General features: G+C 56.0%; 16 protein-coding genes. 15 read left to right on the top strand and 1 reads right to left on the bottom strand.

Annotated elements, in window-relative coordinates:
* The first annotated feature begins 91 nt into the window (after positions 1–91).
* The 10 genes from ABD920_RS10395 to ABD920_RS10350 all read left to right on the top strand — a co-directional run bounded on the left by ABD920_RS10395 (position 92) and on the right by ABD920_RS10350 (position 8,435).
* Positions 92–472: an NADH-quinone oxidoreductase subunit A gene (locus ABD920_RS10395; RefSeq protein WP_345158828.1), complete on the top strand. Its 381-nt coding sequence runs from the start codon at positions 92–94 to the stop codon at positions 470–472.
* Positions 473–553: 81 nt separating this feature from the next.
* Positions 554–1,108 carry an NADH-quinone oxidoreductase subunit B gene (locus tag ABD920_RS10390; protein ID WP_345158827.1) on the top strand — a complete coding sequence of 185 codons (555 nt, stop codon included), beginning with the start codon at positions 554–556 and terminating at the stop codon, positions 1,106–1,108.
* 4 nt (positions 1,109–1,112) lie between these two features.
* Positions 1,113–1,619 carry an NADH-quinone oxidoreductase subunit C gene (locus tag ABD920_RS10385; protein ID WP_345158826.1) on the top strand — a complete coding sequence of 169 codons (507 nt, stop codon included), beginning with the start codon at positions 1,113–1,115 and terminating at the stop codon, positions 1,617–1,619.
* A 66-nt stretch (positions 1,620–1,685) separates the two neighbouring features.
* Positions 1,686–2,930, top strand: coding sequence for an NADH dehydrogenase (quinone) subunit D (gene nuoD, locus ABD920_RS10380; RefSeq protein WP_345158824.1), 1,245 nt, complete (start codon positions 1,686–1,688; stop codon positions 2,928–2,930).
* A 59-nt stretch (positions 2,931–2,989) separates the two neighbouring features.
* The gene (locus tag ABD920_RS10375; protein ID WP_345158823.1) at positions 2,990–3,523 is read left to right on the top strand and encodes an NADH-quinone oxidoreductase subunit NuoE family protein; all 534 of its coding nucleotides are present in this window, start codon (positions 2,990–2,992) and stop codon (positions 3,521–3,523) included.
* A 219-nt stretch (positions 3,524–3,742) separates the two neighbouring features.
* Positions 3,743–5,089: an NADH-quinone oxidoreductase subunit NuoF gene (nuoF, locus tag ABD920_RS10370; RefSeq protein ID WP_345158822.1), complete on the top strand. Its 1,347-nt coding sequence runs from the start codon at positions 3,743–3,745 to the stop codon at positions 5,087–5,089.
* Between the two features lie 178 nt (positions 5,090–5,267).
* A complete protein-coding gene (locus ABD920_RS10365) occupies positions 5,268–6,248 on the top strand; it encodes an NADH-quinone oxidoreductase subunit G (RefSeq protein WP_345158821.1) in 981 nt (326 codons plus the stop codon).
* A 3-nt stretch (positions 6,249–6,251) separates the two neighbouring features.
* Entirely contained in the window at positions 6,252–7,319 is a 1,068-nt protein-coding gene (gene nuoH / locus ABD920_RS10360; protein WP_345158820.1) for an NADH-quinone oxidoreductase subunit NuoH, read from the top strand.
* A gap of 83 nt (positions 7,320–7,402) precedes the next feature.
* Positions 7,403–7,912, top strand: a complete 510-nt coding sequence (locus tag ABD920_RS10355; protein WP_345158819.1) for a NuoI/complex I 23 kDa subunit family protein — start codon at positions 7,403–7,405, stop codon at positions 7,910–7,912.
* Positions 7,913–7,916: 4 nt separating this feature from the next.
* A complete protein-coding gene (locus tag ABD920_RS10350; RefSeq protein WP_345158818.1) occupies positions 7,917–8,435 on the top strand; it encodes an NADH-quinone oxidoreductase subunit J family protein in 519 nt (172 codons plus the stop codon).
* Positions 8,436–8,524: 89 nt separating this feature from the next.
* Here the strand turns inward: ABD920_RS10350 and ABD920_RS10345 are convergent, their stop codons facing one another.
* Complete coding sequence (locus tag ABD920_RS10345; RefSeq protein WP_345158817.1) at positions 8,525–9,562, bottom strand: DUF6929 family protein; 1,038 nt, start codon at positions 9,560–9,562, stop codon at positions 8,525–8,527.
* A gap of 245 nt (positions 9,563–9,807) precedes the next feature.
* Between ABD920_RS10345 and nuoK the strand changes: the two genes are divergently transcribed.
* The 5 genes from nuoK (at position 9,808) to ABD920_RS10320 (ending at position 15,466) form a co-directional block, all read left to right on the top strand.
* The gene (gene nuoK / locus ABD920_RS10340) at positions 9,808–10,137 is read left to right on the top strand and encodes an NADH-quinone oxidoreductase subunit NuoK (RefSeq protein WP_345158815.1); all 330 of its coding nucleotides are present in this window, start codon (positions 9,808–9,810) and stop codon (positions 10,135–10,137) included.
* 83 nt (positions 10,138–10,220) lie between these two features.
* Positions 10,221–12,149, top strand: coding sequence for an NADH-quinone oxidoreductase subunit L (gene nuoL / locus ABD920_RS10335; RefSeq protein WP_345158813.1), 1,929 nt, complete (start codon positions 10,221–10,223; stop codon positions 12,147–12,149).
* Between the two features lie 12 nt (positions 12,150–12,161).
* Positions 12,162–13,613, top strand: a complete 1,452-nt coding sequence (locus tag ABD920_RS10330) for a complex I subunit 4 family protein (RefSeq protein ID WP_345158812.1) — start codon at positions 12,162–12,164, stop codon at positions 13,611–13,613.
* 43 nt (positions 13,614–13,656) lie between these two features.
* Positions 13,657–15,039, top strand: a complete 1,383-nt coding sequence (locus ABD920_RS10325) for an NADH-quinone oxidoreductase subunit N (protein WP_345158810.1) — start codon at positions 13,657–13,659, stop codon at positions 15,037–15,039.
* Between the two features lie 226 nt (positions 15,040–15,265).
* A complete protein-coding gene (locus ABD920_RS10320; RefSeq protein WP_345158808.1) occupies positions 15,266–15,466 on the top strand; it encodes a hypothetical protein in 201 nt (66 codons plus the stop codon).
* Positions 15,467–15,508 lie beyond the last annotated feature (42 nt).

Genomic DNA, 15,508 nt, shown 5'->3' with positions numbered 1-15,508 from the left:
TTTTTGCACAATCTACGATGGATATATGCTTTTGATTGTTGGCTATTTATACCTAATTTTGCTGCCAACTTAAAAAAAGGATTACCGCCTTATGGAACCAACTGTGGATCAGTATGTACCGTCTGACTACCTGCCCATTCTCATACAGTTTGCAGCCGCCCTTGGCTTTGTGATTTTCGCGCTCACGCTCACGCACCTGCTGGGGCCCAAGCGAAGCAGCGCCGTGAAAGACGCCGCCTGGGAAAGTGGCATTGAGTCGGTAGGCGACGCCCGCACGCCCATTTCCTACAAATACTTCATGACCGCCATCCTGTTTGTACTTTTCGATGTGGAGATCATTTTCCTTTACCCCTGGGCCGTTAACTTCAAAGAGTTCGGGATGGAGGGTTTTCTGCAGATGATCGTGTTCATGTCGCTGCTGATGGCGGGCTTCTTCTACGTGATCAAAAAAGGCATCCTGAAGTGGGAATAGGACATTAAACTTTTACAAGTGCATGTGTGTTGAAACATGGGGCATCGAAGCCCACACTTGTAAGATCAAATTATCCTTCAAATGAGCGATTCAAATAACGATATCAAATTAGTGGACGCGCCGGATGGTGTGTCGGGTGCCGGCTTTTTCGCCACCTCTTTCGAGAAAGTAATCGGCCTGGCCCGCAAGCACTCGCTGTGGCCGCTGCCCTTTGCCACCTCCTGCTGCGGCATTGAGTTCATGGCCACCATGGGCTCCAACTACGACATTTCCCGCTTCGGCTCGGAGCGCCCGAGCTTCTCCCCGCGCCAGGCAGACATCCTGATGGTGATGGGCACGATCGCCAAGAAAATGGGCCCCGTGGTGAAGCAGGTGTACGAGCAGATGTCGGAGCCGCGCTGGGTGATCGCCGTGGGGGCGTGCGCCTCCTCCGGCGGTATATTCGACACCTACTCCGTGCTGCAGGGCATCGACCGTGTGGTGCCGGTGGATGTGTACGTGCCGGGCTGCCCGCCCCGCCCGGAGCAGATACTGGACGGCCTGATGCGCGTGCAGGACCTGGCAGCCAATGAGTCGCTGCGCCGCCGCAACTCTCCGGAGTACCAGGCACTTTTGGCCTCTTATAACATTAAATAAGCAAATGGAGCTTACGAACGAAAACGTACTCGGTAAAATCATAAGCAAGTTTGGGGAAGACAACATCCGGGACCCCTACAGCCCGGATGGCATCATGACGATCACCACGAACCGTGAGTCGATCATCGACCTGATAAAATACCTGTACGAAGACGAGGAGCTGCAAATCCGCTTCCTCACCACCCTGTGCGGTGTCCATTACCCCGACCAGAAAGACAGGGAACTGTGCGTGATGTACCAGCTGCACAGCCTGCGCCACAACTACCGCCTCCGTATCAAGGTGTTCTTCCCGAGCGCAGAGCCTATCATGCCGACGCTGACCAACATCTACGCCTCCTCTAACTGGATGGAGCGCGAGACGTTCGACTTCTACGGCATCATCTTCACCGGCCACCCGAACCTGACGCGGATACTCAACATCGACGAGATGGAGTACCACCCGATGCTGAAGCAGTACCCGCTGGAGGACCTGACCAGAGAAGATAAGATAGACACGTTTTTCGGGCGTTAAGTCAACCGCTGCTATATGCCCGGCACACCCGGGCAGGTAACAGCAGACAACCAAAGTATATATAGCATGGCTACTGAAAATAAAACCGCAGTGCTCACCGAACTGGAGCAGTTCCGCCAAGACCACGGGCTTGCCCTGAAGGAGGAGCGGCCCCTTACCACGCTGAACCTGGGCCCCACGCACCCGGCCACGCACGGTATTTTCCAGAATATCCTGCAGATGGACGGCGAGAAGATCGTGGACGCAGTGCCCACCATCGGCTACATTCACCGCGCCTTCGAGAAAATAGCGGAGCGCCGGCCGTTCTACCAGATCACGCCGCTCACAGACCGCATGAACTACTGCTCGTCCCCGATCAACAACATGGGGTACCACATGACGGTGGAGAAGCTGCTCGGCATCACCATCCCGAAGCGGGCGCAGTACATCCGCGTGATCATGATGGAGCTGGCCCGTATCTCGGATCACCTGATCTGCAATTCGATCCTGGGTGTGGACTCCGGCGCCTTTACCGGCTTCCTCTACGTGATGCAGGAGCGCGAGCACATCTACGATATATATGAGGAAATGTGCGGTGCCCGCCTCACGACGAACATGGGCCGCATCGGGGGCATGGAGCGCGACCTTTCTCCGAAGGCCCTGCACCTGATTGAGGAGTTCCTGAAGCGCTTCCCGAAAGTATGGGCGGAGTTTGAGAAAATGCTGACCCGCAACCGCATCTTCATCGACCGGACAACAGACGTAGGCGCTATCTCAGCGGAGCGTGCGCTCAACTACGGCTTTACCGGTCCTAACCTGCGCGCCACGGGGGTGGATTACGACGTGCGCGTGATGAACCCGTACTCGTCTTACGAGGACTTCGAGTTCGAAATCCCGGTTGGCTCCAAAGGCGACACTTACGACCGCTTCCTGGTGCGCAACGAGGAAGTGTGGCAGAGCCTGAAGATTATCGAGCAGGCCTACAAAAACCTGCCGGAGGGCTCGTATCACGCTGATGCGCCGCACTATTACCTGCCGCCAAAGCAGGAGGTATATACCAGCATGGAGGCGCTGATCTATCACTTCAAGATTGTGATGGGCGAGGCCGATATTCCGGTGGGCGAGGTGTACCACAGTGTGGAGGGCGGCAACGGCGAGTTGGGCTTCTACCTGCTCAGCGACGGAGGCCGCACGCCTTACAGGCTGCACTTCCGCCGGCCATGCTTTATCTATTACCAGGCCTACACCGAGATGATCAAAGGCGGCCAGCTGGCGGACGCGATCCTGACGCTGAGCAGCCTGAACGTGATTGCCGGAGAGCTGGACGCTTAACATTTATCAATTATCATTTTAACATTGATCATTGATAAAGGATCAATGACACCTGAAAAATGGCAGAGACTATAAACAAAGTAAAGTTTTCTGAGGCGGCTTTGGCCGAGATGCAGCGCTACATCAGCCACTACCCGGAAGGCCGTCAGAAGTCGGCCCTGCTGCCGATGCTGCACATTGCGCAGGCCGAGCTGGGCGGTTGGGTGAGTCCCGAGGCGATGGACAAGATCGCGGAGATCCTGGGCATCCAGCCGATTGAGGTATATGAGGTGGCCACTTTCTACACCATGTTCAACCTGAAGCCGGTGGGCAAGCACGTGCTGGAAGTGTGCCGCACCGGCCCCTGCTGCCTGCGCGGCGCCGATGAGCTCATCGACACGCTGAAGCGCAAGCTCAACATCGAGGAAGGCGAAACATCCGCCGACGGCATGTTCACGCTCAAGCCGGTGGAGTGCCTCGCTTCCTGCGGAACGGGCCCGATGCTGCAGGTGCGCGAGCTCTACTACGAGAACCTCGACAGCGAGGCGCGCGTGGACGAGTTCCTTGCGATGATGCGCCAGAAAGAGCACGAAGTACCAACCTGGGCGAAGTAAGAGTAGACAAAAGACCAGAAAAAACCCTGTGCCGTTGTTGGTGTTTTCGCCAACAACCAAAACGTCAGCGGCCAAACTGCTTGCTGGTGAAAACACCAGCAAGGGCGTAAGAATCAAGTTGCTCGCCTTTCGTTAGAGAGCCTTACATATATAAAACAAACAGAAAAACAGCCAGTGTGCCTATATATAAGCCACTGCTAAGTTATATATCCTGCTGAAATGGGACTGAAGATATTAACCGAACATATAAACGTACCCGGCATCGAGAAGATGGAGGTTTACCGGAAGCACGGCGGCTACAGATCGGTAGAGAAAGCCCTGAAAACGATGACCCCGGCCGAGGTGGTGGAAGAGGTGAAAACCTCCGGCCTCCGTGGCCGCGGGGGTGCCGGCTTCCCGGCGGGTATGAAGTGGAGCTTCCTGGCCAAACCCGAGGGCGTTCCGCGTTATCTCGTTTGCAACGCCGACGAGTCTGAGCCAGGCACCTTCAAAGACCGCTGGTACATGGAGAAAAACCCGCACGGGTTGATCGAGGGGATGATCACGTCGAGCTATGCGCTGGGTGCCAACACCTCCTATATCTATATCCGCGGTGAGTTGATGTTTATCCTGCGCATCCTGGAGAAAGCGATTGCCGAGGCATACGCGGCCGGTTTGCTGGGCAAGAACATCCTCGGCTCCGGCTACGACCTCGACCTGCACGTGGCGCCCGGTGGCGGCGCTTATATATGCGGCGAGGAGACAGCCCTGCTGGAATCATTGGAGGGCAAGCGCGGCAACCCGCGTAACAAGCCCCCTTTCCCGGCGGTGAAGGGTCTCTTCCAGAGCCCGACGGTGGTGAACAACGTGGAGACGATCTCTTCCGTGCCGTGGATCGTGAACAACAGCGGCGCCGAGTACGCCAAAGTGGGCATCGGCCGCAGCACCGGCACCAAGCTGATCTCTGCGAGCGGCAACATCAACAACCCGGGGGTATATGAAATTGAGCTGGGCGTGCCAGTGGAGGAGTTCATCTACTCCGACGAGTACTGCGGCGGCATCTGGAAAGGGAGGCAACTGAAGGCCGTGGTGCCGGGAGGTTCTTCCGTGCCGATTCTGCCTGCCAACCTGATCCTGAAAACGGCAGCCGGTGAAGACCGCCTGATGTCTTACGAATCTTTGTCTGACGGTGGCTTTGTAACGGGCTCCATGCTGGGCTCCGGCGCCTTTATCGTGTTTGATGAGGAGCAGTGTATCGTGCGCAACACGTGGAACTACGCCCGCTTCTATCACCACGAGTCGTGTGGCCAGTGCAGCCCGTGCCGCGAAGGAACCGGCTGGATGGAGAAAGTGCTGCACCGCATCGAGTACGGCCACGGCCATCAGCAGGATATCGACCTGCTGGTAAGCGTGGCCAAGCAGATAGAAGGCAACACCATCTGCCCGCTGGGCGATGCCGCGGCATGGCCGGTGGCCGCCGCTATCCGCCACTTCCGCGATGAGTTTGAGTGGCATATAAAATACCCGAAAGAGGCCACGGCCACGGGCGCGGTATACAGAGGCCAGTTAGACACTGTAACAGCGTAAGTATATAACAAATTTTCCTGTCATTCTGAAAGCGCCTGGTTTACGAGAAGGAGCGGCGAAATTTCCCTCCTGCCAGGACCATACAGGAAGGCAAAAGGATATATAACAAGTAAAGCTAAAATCGTTCGTTGTTCTGCTTCTCACCAAAAACGGACAACGATAAACGAACCACGAAATAATGGCTAAAGTAACAATTGACGGCATTGAGATAGAGGTAGAAGACGGAACTACCATTCTGCAGGCCGCAAGAAAGATCGGGGGCAAAATAGTGCCGCCTGCCATGTGTTATTATACCCCGTTGAAAGGCAGCGGAGGCAAGTGCCGCGTGTGCCTGGTAAAGGTAACGCAGGGCTCCGCCAAAGACACCCGCCCCATGCCCAAGCTAGTTGCCTCGTGCATCACGCAGGTGCAGGACGGCATGGTGGTAGAGAACACGACAAACGAGGAAGTGCTGAATGCCCGCAAGAGCATTGTGGAGATGCTGCTCATCAACCACCCGCTGGATTGCCCGATCTGCGACCAGGCCGGGGAGTGCAGCCTCCAGGACCTCTCCTACGAGCACGGCGTGAGCGCCACCCGCTACGAGGAAGAGCGCCGCACCTTCAACAAAGTAGACCTCGGCCCCTATATACAGCTGCACATGACGCGCTGCATCCTGTGCTACCGCTGCGTATATACGGCCGACCAGATTACGGAGAAGCGCGTGCACGGGGTACTGGGCCGGGGCGACGCCGCCGAGATCGGCACCTATATAGAGAACGTGGTCGACAACGACTTCTCCGGCAACGTGATTGACGTATGCCCGGTAGGCGCCCTCACGGACAAAACCTGGCGCTTCAAGAACCGTGTGTGGTTCACGAAGCCGCTGGACGCGCACCGCGACTGCCCTACCTGCTCCGGCAAGGTAACGCTCTGGACCCGTGGCGAGGAAGTACTGCGCGTAACGGCCCGCAAAGACCAGTACAATGAGGTGGAGGAGTTTATCTGCAACACCTGCCGCTTCGATAAGAAAGAGACGAAAGACTGGACGATCGAAGGCCCGCGCCACATCGACCGCCACTCCGTGATCTCGGCGAACCATTACGAGCTGCCGGTGCTCAACGTGCCGATCGTACCAAACCTACCAGTGTCCACGAAGAAAAACCTGCCGCAGGAATAACATATGGAGTCAGTAGACCTAATATATAAAGGCATTTACATTCTGGTGATTTTCAGTATCACGCTGCTGATAGCGACGTACTCCACCTACTTCGAGCGTAAGATCGCCGCGTTTATCCAGGACCGGGTGGGCCCGAACCGCGCGGGCCCGATGGGCTTGCTGCAGCCGCTGGCCGACGCAGGCAAGCTGTTCTTCAAAGAGGACTTTATCCCTGCCCGGTCGAGCAAGGCGCTGTTCATCCTTGGTCCCGGCATCGCAATGATCGTGGCCACCATGTCGAGCGCTGTTATCCCGTTTGGAGATATGCTGCTGGTGGGTGGGCGCGAGGTGTTTCTACAGGCAATCGAGGTAAACATCGGCGTGCTGTACGTGTTCGGGGTTGTGTCGCTGGGCGTATATGGCCTGATGATCGGGGGCTGGGCTTCCAACAACAAGTTCTCTTTGCTGGGCGCCATCCGCGCGGCATCGCAGAACATCAGCTACGAACTGGCCATGGGACTTTCGCTGATCGCGATCCTAATGATGACCGGCTCCCTCTCGTTGCGTGAGATCGCGGCGCAGCAGGCGGGCTTTAACTGGAACATATGGTACCAGCCGCTGGGCTTCATCATCTTCCTGGTGTGCGCCTTTGCCGAGACCAACCGCACGCCCTTCGACTTACCGGAGAGTGAGGCCGAGCTGATCGGTGGTTACCACACCGAGTACGGCTCCATGAAGCTGGGCATGTACCTGTTCGCGGAGTATATCAACATTTTCGTGGCCTCTGCCGTGATGGCGACGCTGTATTTCGGCGCCTACAACTTCCCGTTCATGCTGGAGTTGGAGGCGTGGCTGGCCGATGCCACGGAGAGCGCGGTAACGGCCAATAACATTGTGACCCTGCTTGGCGTGGGAGTGATGTTCGCGAAGATATTCCTGTTCATCTTCTTCTTCATGTGGGTGCGCTGGACGCTTCCGCGCTTCCGCTACGACCAGTTGATGAAGCTGGGCTGGCAGATCCTGATCCCGCTCGCCATCCTGAACATCGTGCTGACAGGCGGGGCTATCGTCCTGAAAGATTACCTGTTTTAAATTAAAGTACCTAAACTTGAATGTTGCCGGCGCCTCCCCTGTTAAGGCAGGAGACACACGACGACAATCACAAGCTGACATAAATGGAACCACTTACCAATAGAAGAAAGAACGTAGAGAAGCTGCCGATGACGTTCGCGGAGCGCGCGTACCTGCCTGCTATTGCGCAGGGGCTCGGCATTACCATTAAGCACTTCTTCAAAAAGAAAGCTACGGTTATGTACCCGGAGCAGACGCGTGAGCGCAGCGAGATTTGGCGCGGCCTGCACGTGCTGAAGCGCGATGAGAAAGGCGCCGAGCGCTGCACCGCCTGCGGACTTTGTGCCGTGGCCTGCCCTGCCGAAGCCATCACCATGACGGCCGGCGAGCGCAAGGCAGGCGAAGAGCACCTGTACCGCGAAGAGAAGTACGCCGTGACCTACGAGGTGAACATGCTGCGCTGCATTTTCTGCGGCCTCTGCGAGGAAGCCTGCCCCAAAGCGGCGATCTTCCTGCAGGACGACAAACTGGCCCCCGCCCGCTTCGAGCGCGATGAATTTATATATGGCAAAGACCGTTTGGTGGAGCCATTAAAGACTACTGAAACGAAATAATCCGATGACAGAGAACCTGTTCTATTTTCTTTCCTCGCTCACGCTGCTGTGCGCCCTGATGGTGGTGATTTCCAAGAACCCGGTGCACAGCGTGCTGTTCCTGATTATCACCTTTTTCACCATCTCCGGCCATTATATCCTGCTGAATGCGCAGTTCCTGGCTGCCGTTAACATCATCGTATATGCCGGGGCCATCATGGTGCTGTTCCTGTTCGTGATTATGTTCCTGAACGTGAGCAAGCAAACGGAGAGCCATGCCAAGGTATCGGTGCTGAGCAAGGTGGCCGGTGTAATAGCAGGCGGCCTGCTGTTTGTGGTGATGATCGCGGCACTGAAAGACTCGGTGATAGAAGGCTACAACCCCGATACCTATAACTCACAGGTGGGCATGGTAGAAAACTTAGGCCAGGTGCTGTTTACTGAGTACCTCCTGCCCTTCGAACTGGCCTCTGTGCTGTTCCTGGTAGCCATGGTGGGAGCCGTGATGCTCGGTAAGAAAGAGGCAGGCGAGCAGCACTTCTAAGAAACCAGCAAATCCATATATAACAAAAGAGCCAGCGCTGTCATAGCGCTGGCTCTTTTGTTATATATCCTGACAGGTCGCCATAAGCCCTACTGCTCCACCTCTAACTGAATCTGCAGCAGCTCGGAGCCGCCCTGGTCGTCATCCGACACCACGATCAGGTTATAGACACCGCCTTCTCCCGCCTGCACCACCAACGACTCTGCCTTGCCCTTGTAAACGGAACCGTCGGGGTTCTTAAGCTGCACCGCCGGCACCTGCATCGGGTTGGCGGCGTCGGAGGCATAGGGCAAGGCGTTCAGGTCGATCATCCCCACCAGGCTCCCCAGCACCTCCCCGTCTTCCACGGCATTGGGCGTGTTCTCCACAGAAGCCGTGAAGAAGAGCCGGTCGTTGAGCGCGTAGGCCCCGGAGAGGCCGGCCGTATAGCCCTCTACCTGCGGAAGCGCAAAGTGATACACCGCCGCAACCGGGATATCACCGTCGTTTATCACAAAGTCTTTGAAGTTACTCGAGTTAAACCTGAACAGCACATTGGTGCCCGAGCCGATAGCCCGCTGCATGATATAAGTATAAGTGTCGTCCATGGCAAAGCCCTCCAGGTTCAACTCGCCCTCCGCCTCTATCCGCAGCACCCGCCTCATAAACAGATACAGGCGGCTGAAATCCAGCTCCTTTACCGCCATTCCCTCCGTGAGGTTCACCACAAAGGCCCGGTTACGCATCTCGCTAGAGCCGGAGCCGAGCAGCAGCAGCATGTGGTCGCGGCCATAGGTGAAGTGCGCCATGCTCTCCAGATCAGGCTTGAGGGGTTTCGGGATGCGGCCCGAGGCAAACGCTGCCGTGTCGAACAGCACGTGCCGCTCCGTCAGGTTAAACTGCGCGTCCAGCTGGTACAGAAACGGGGAGTCGTCCCCCACGACGTAATAAGTGCTGTCGACCAGCTCGATGCCGGAGGCGGAGGGCAGCTGCTCATACTTCTGCGCTTGCTGCACGGTGGCTTTTAATTGGACTTCTTTCATAAGGGTTTCGGCAGAGGCCAGCCTTGAGGTGGCGGGTTGTTCGGTTTTACAGGCCGTCAGGGCCAGGATGGCAAGAGAAACAGGCAGGATACACTTCAAGTTCATATAGGGAGATCAGGTCAAAATTAACCTTAACTACGGAAACCTGCCCCGTTGGTATATAACCGGCTCCCAAACCGCGCCACGCGGGTGGCAGCAAGGGTGAAAATGCCCAAATCAGGGGGTAAAACCACTCGCTGCGCCTTCAAAGAAGATTCAAATTAAGTTATGTTTATTTGAAAATAGGGGATAACTTTGCGCCTTAGTTTTAGCAGAGTATTTAACCAGCAATACGTTCAGGCCCACAGAAAATGAACCAGATACCTGAGGTTATCAGAACCATTCCACTTGAATATTACCTGTTTTTCAGCACAGCGCTTTTTGCCATCGGAGTGATCGGGGTTCTGACCCGCCGCAATGCCATCGTGATTTTTATGTGCGTGGAGCTGATGCTGAATGCTGTGAACGTCCTGCTGACCTCCCTTTCCGCTTACCGCGCTGACGCAAGCGCACAGGCATTCGTGTTTTTTATCATGGCCGTGGCGGCCGCAGAGGTCTGTGTGGGCCTCGCCATTATCGTGATGACCTACCGTAACATCCGCTCCACGGACGTGCAACTGCTTAACTACCTGAAGTGGTAGCAGCTTCATCCCTGATCACTCAACAGCATATATAACCGACTATACAAATGCAAGAGATTGTAATGCCGAGTAATAACCAAGCCATGGCACTGCTCTGTCTGCTCGTTCCGATGCTGCCTTTCCTGGGCTTTGTCCTGAACGGTTTGGGCAACAGGAAGCTGGCCAACGGGCTGGTGAGCCTGATCGGCTGCGGCACCGTGCTGGCGGCCTTCCTCATTTCCATCTATCTTTTCCTGGATTTTACCGCCAACGGCAGCCGCGCCTACACCGTCGATTTCTACAACTGGATCTCGGTGGGCGACATGCGCATCGGCTTCTCTTTCCTCATCGACCAGCTGACGCTGCTCATGATGCTGATGGTGACGGGCATCGGCTTCTTCATCCACCTGTACTCGGCCGGGTATATGAGCCACGACGAGAACTTCGGCAAGTTCTTCTCCTTCATCAACCTGTTCATGTTCTCGATGCTGCTGCTGGTGATGGGCTCCAACTACGTGATGATGTTCGTGGGCTGGGAAGGCGTAGGGCTCTGCTCCTACCTGCTCATCGGTTTCTGGAACAAGAACACCAACTACAACAACGCCGCCAAGAAAGCCTTTATCATGAACCGCATCGGGGATTTGGGCTTCCTGCTGGGCATTTTCCTGATCTTCATCACCTTCGGCAGCGTGAGCTATCCGCAGGTGTTCGCTGAGGCGGCCCGCTACGCCGGTGGCGTCGATTCAGGGGTGATGATCGCGATTACGATGCTGCTCTTTGTGGGGGCGATGGGTAAGAGCGCGCAGATTCCGCTGTTTACCTGGCTACCGGACGCGATGGCGGGCCCGACGCCGGTTTCGGCCCTGATCCACGCCGCGACCATGGTAACGGCGGGTATTTACATGGTGGTGCGCTCCAACGTGCTGTATGTACTGGCCCCGACTACCCTGGAGGTGATCGCGATTGTGGGCGTGGTGACGGCTGTCGTGGCCGCCACCATCGGTCTGGCGCAAAACGACATCAAGAAGGTGCTGGCTTACTCCACTGTTTCGCAGCTGGGCTATATGTTCCTGGCACTGGGCGTGATGGCCTTTTCCTCTTCGCTGTTCCACGTGCTCACGCACGCCTTCTTCAAGGCACTGCTGTTCCTGGGCGCCGGTTCTGTGATCCACGCCATGAGCAACGAGCAGGACATCCGCAGCATGGGCGGCCTGCGCAAGTACCTGCCCATCACGTTCCTCACCTTCCTGATCGGCACACTGGCCATTGCCGGTATCCCGCCGTTTGCCGGCTTCTTCTCCAAAGACGAGCTGCTGGCACATGTATATGAGCACAGCAAACTGATGTGGGCGCTTGGCCTGCTGGCTTCCTTTATGACGTCTTTCTATATGTTCCGCCTCGTGTTCCTGACCTTTTTCGGCACCTTCCGGGGCACCGAGGAGCAGCGCCATCACCTGCACGAGTCCCCGGCTTCTATGACCATCCCGTTAATCGTGCTGGCCGTGCTGTCCACGGTGGGTGGTTTCCTTGGTATTCCGGCCGTGTTTGCCGAGAACAGCCATGTGCTGCAGAACTACCTGTCGCCTATATATGGCTTCGCCCGCGTAGCCAATGCAGCTGCTGTGGCGCCGCTGCACATCGACCATGCCACTGAATGGATGCTGATGGGGATATCGGTAGCCGTGGCCGTGATAGCCGCCATCATTGCCTACGTAATGTACGTGAGCAAAAAGACGGTGCCGGTGCCGGAGGGCGAGCGCCTGTCCCCTGTCCACAACCTCATTTACAACAAATACTATATCGACGAGCTTTACAACACGGTCATTGTGCGGCCGGTGATGTGGCTCTCCACTGTTCTGTACCGCTTCGTGGATACGGTGCTGGTGGACGGCGTGGTGAACGGCTTTGGCAAATTCGCGACGCAAAGCGGTCGCACGCTGCGTTACGCGCAAAGCGGGACCATCAGTTTCTACGTGCTCATGATGGTGTTCAGCATCGTGCTGATCCTATTTTTAAACTTCTTTATCGGATAAGATTCTTAGAAGATGATTACAGCTCTATTACTTTTCTGGCCTGCCTTAGCTGCACTGCTGGTGTTGCTCCTGAAAGGGCAAGCTGCCAGAACGGTGGCTTTTGTGGCGGCACTTATTGAATTCGCCATTTCCCTGGTTGCGTTGGTGGGCTTTAATTCAGCCAGCGGCAGCATGCAGATGGCGCTTTCCTTCCCCTGGATCGAGAGTCTGGGCATCGGTTTCACCATCGGCATGGACGGCATCAGCCTCCTGATGGTGCTGCTCACCACCTTCCTGGTGCCGCTCATCGTGCTTTCCTCCTTCAGGCACCCCGTTAAAAACCCGAATGCCTTTTACGCTCTTATCCTGTTCATGCAGACCGGCCTGATCGGGGTTTTCGTGTCGCTGGATGCGTTCCTGTTCTACTTTTTCTGGGAGCTGGCGCTTATCCCCGTGTACTTTATAGCCGCAATATGGGGTGGGGCCAGAAGGGTGCCGGTTACGATCAAGTTCTTCGTGTACACCATCTTCGGCTCGCTGTTCATGCTGGCGGCTTTCGTGTACCTGTACCTGCAGACGCCGGGCAACCACTCTTCCGAGGTGTTCGCCTTCTATAACCTGAACCTGTCGAGCGAGTCGCAGAGCTGGATCTTCTGGTTCCTGTTCATCGCGTTCGCCATCAAAATGCCGGTGTTCCCGTTCCACACCTGGCAGCCCGACACCTACACCGAGTCGCCGACGCAGGCCACCATGCTGCTGTCGGGCATCATGCTGAAGATGGGTATATATGGGGTGCTGCGCTGGCTGCTGCCCGTGGTGCCGTACGGCGTGAGCCAATGGGCGGACGTGGTACTGGTGCTCTCGATCATCGGGATTATATATGCCTCCATCATCGCCATCCGCCAGCGCGACCTGAAGCGCCTGATCGCCTATTCCTCCATTGCGCACGTGGGCCTGATTGCGGCCGGTATCTTCACTTTAAACGAGCAGGGTTTGCAGGGCGGCGTGATCCAGATGCTGAGCCACGGCATTAACGTGGTGGGCCTGTTCTTTATCATCGACATCATCTTCAGCCGCACCAACACGCGGGAGATCACAAGCCTGGGCGGTATCACGCAGCACGCGAAGGCCCTTTCGATCTGCTTTATGATCCTGCTGCTGGGCTCGGTGGCGCTGCCGCTCACCAACGGGTTCGTGGGTGAGTTCCTGCTGCTGTCGGGCGTGTTCCAGTACAACTACTGGTTCGGAGGGGTGGCTGGCTTAACCATCATCCTAGGTGCGGTTTATATGCTGCGCATGTTCCAGGGCGTGATGTTCGGCCCGAAGTCTGTGGCCACAGAGGTATTCACGGACCTGACCCTGAACGAGAAGGCGGTGCTGATCCCGCTCGTGATCATGGTGTTCTGGATCGGCTTGTTCCCGAACACGTTCCTGAGCATCTCAGAGCCTGCCGTGGGCAACCTGCTGAACATCATCAACCGCTAGCGGCCACGAAACAGATAAAGAAATTTACAGGAAACACGACGACATGACTTCGATCATACTTCTTTCCCTCTTTGGCATCGTGAACCTCTTTGTTGGCTTCGCGAACTCCAAGAAAATCCTGCTGCCACTGGCACTGCTTTTTCTGGCGGTGGTGTTTGGCGCCAACCTGTTTAGCTGGAACGACACCCAGAGTTACTTCAGCAACATGCTCACCATCGACAATTATTCGGTGGCCTTTACGGGCATTATGGTGCTCACCACCCTGCTGATGCTGCCCTTTTCGCAGCGCTACGTGGACGACCGGGACGAGAACCTGGCGGAGTTCTACTCTTTGCTGCTCTTCTCGCTGGTAGGCGCCGTGATGATGGTGAGCTACGAGAACATGCTGATGCTGTTTGTGGGCGTTGAGATCCTCTCCATTGCCATGTACGTGCTGGCGGGAAGCGACAAAAAGAGCCTCCGCTCGAACGAAGCCGCTCTGAAGTACTTCCTGATGGGTTCTTTTTTCACCGGCATCCTGTTGTTCGGCATCGTGCTGATATATGGCGCGACCGGCACGTTCAACATCACCGAGATCGGTGCCGCGCAGGCAGCCACCGACGGGGTGATCAACGCGATGTTCCTGCTGGGCCTGCTGATGGTCATCATCGGTATCTCCTTTAAAATATCGGCTGCACCGTTCCATTTCTGGGCACCGGATGTGTACGAGGGCTCCCCTACCTTTTTTACCTCCTTTATGTCCACGGTGGTGAAGACGGCGGGCGTTGCGGCGTTCTACAAATTAATGGCAGCTGCTTTCGGTGCCTCGTACGCCAGTTGGTTCCCGACGCTGGTCGCTATCACGACCCTGACGCTGGTGGTGGGGAACGTGGGTGCCCTGGTGCAGACAAGCGTGAAGCGCATGCTGGCTTACTCCAGTATCTCGCATGCGGGTTACCTGCTGATGGCGCTGATAGCATTTAACCAACACTCTGATTCCTCTATTCTGTTCTACTCGCTGGCTTACTCTACGGCAACGGTGGCGGCATTCGGGGTGATGGGCATGGTGAAGAACCAGCGCGGCGGCGAGGTATATGAGTCGTTCAACGGGCTGGGCAGGACAAACCCGCTGCTGGCGTTTGCCATGACGGTTGCTATGTGCTCTTTGGGAGGAATCCCGCTGACGGCCGGATTCTTCGCCAAGTTCTTCGTGTTCGCGGCGGTGCTGCAGGATGCCAATATGATGTGGCTGGTGGTAATTGCCGTGTTGCTGGCAGCCGTGGGCATCTACTACTACTTCCGGGTCGTGATCGCCATGTACCTGCACCCGGCGGAGGAACAGGAGCCTATCCAGGTAAACAGCTTTTCCTCGTTTATGCTCATCTTCATCACCGTGCTTACAATCCTGTTAGGCATAGCCCCGGCACTTGTCAGCGATATGATCTAAGGCTAAGTTTATATATCCATATATCAAAACGAAGCGGCTGCCCCAGATGGGGCAGCCGCTTCGTTTTTCATCACATATAGAGGATTGCTCTGCTTGGCTACCTGGACGATATATAAACTCACCATGATATATAACTGCTTCTGTAAAATCATTCTCCCAAAAAGTCCCAAACTGCGTACCATCCTATATAGCAAATTACTTAATTGGATAAGAAAGCAGCCTGGATATGAAAAAGAAAACGATGATAGCCTTCATGGCGTTTGCCTTTACCGCCTGTGGCGGGGAGGGCGCGAACACTGCGGCAGAGGAGATGGATACAATGGAAACAGAGGCGGAAACGCCAACGGACGTTCGGCCGGGTATAGAAGATGACTCAGCCGAAACCCTGGATCCGGATACCGCTGTGTACCACGATATGACGCTGTAGTGTTATCCGTAGCAACAATAGCCGTCTGTCGGTTTTAATAAC

The sequence above is a fragment of the Pontibacter saemangeumensis genome (genome assembly GCF_039541895.1).
GTDB classification, from domain to species: Bacteria; Bacteroidota; Bacteroidia; order Cytophagales; family Hymenobacteraceae; genus Pontibacter; species Pontibacter saemangeumensis.
Note: the sequence above shows the minus strand (reverse complement) of the source record. Positions and strands in the feature narration are given on the sequence as shown.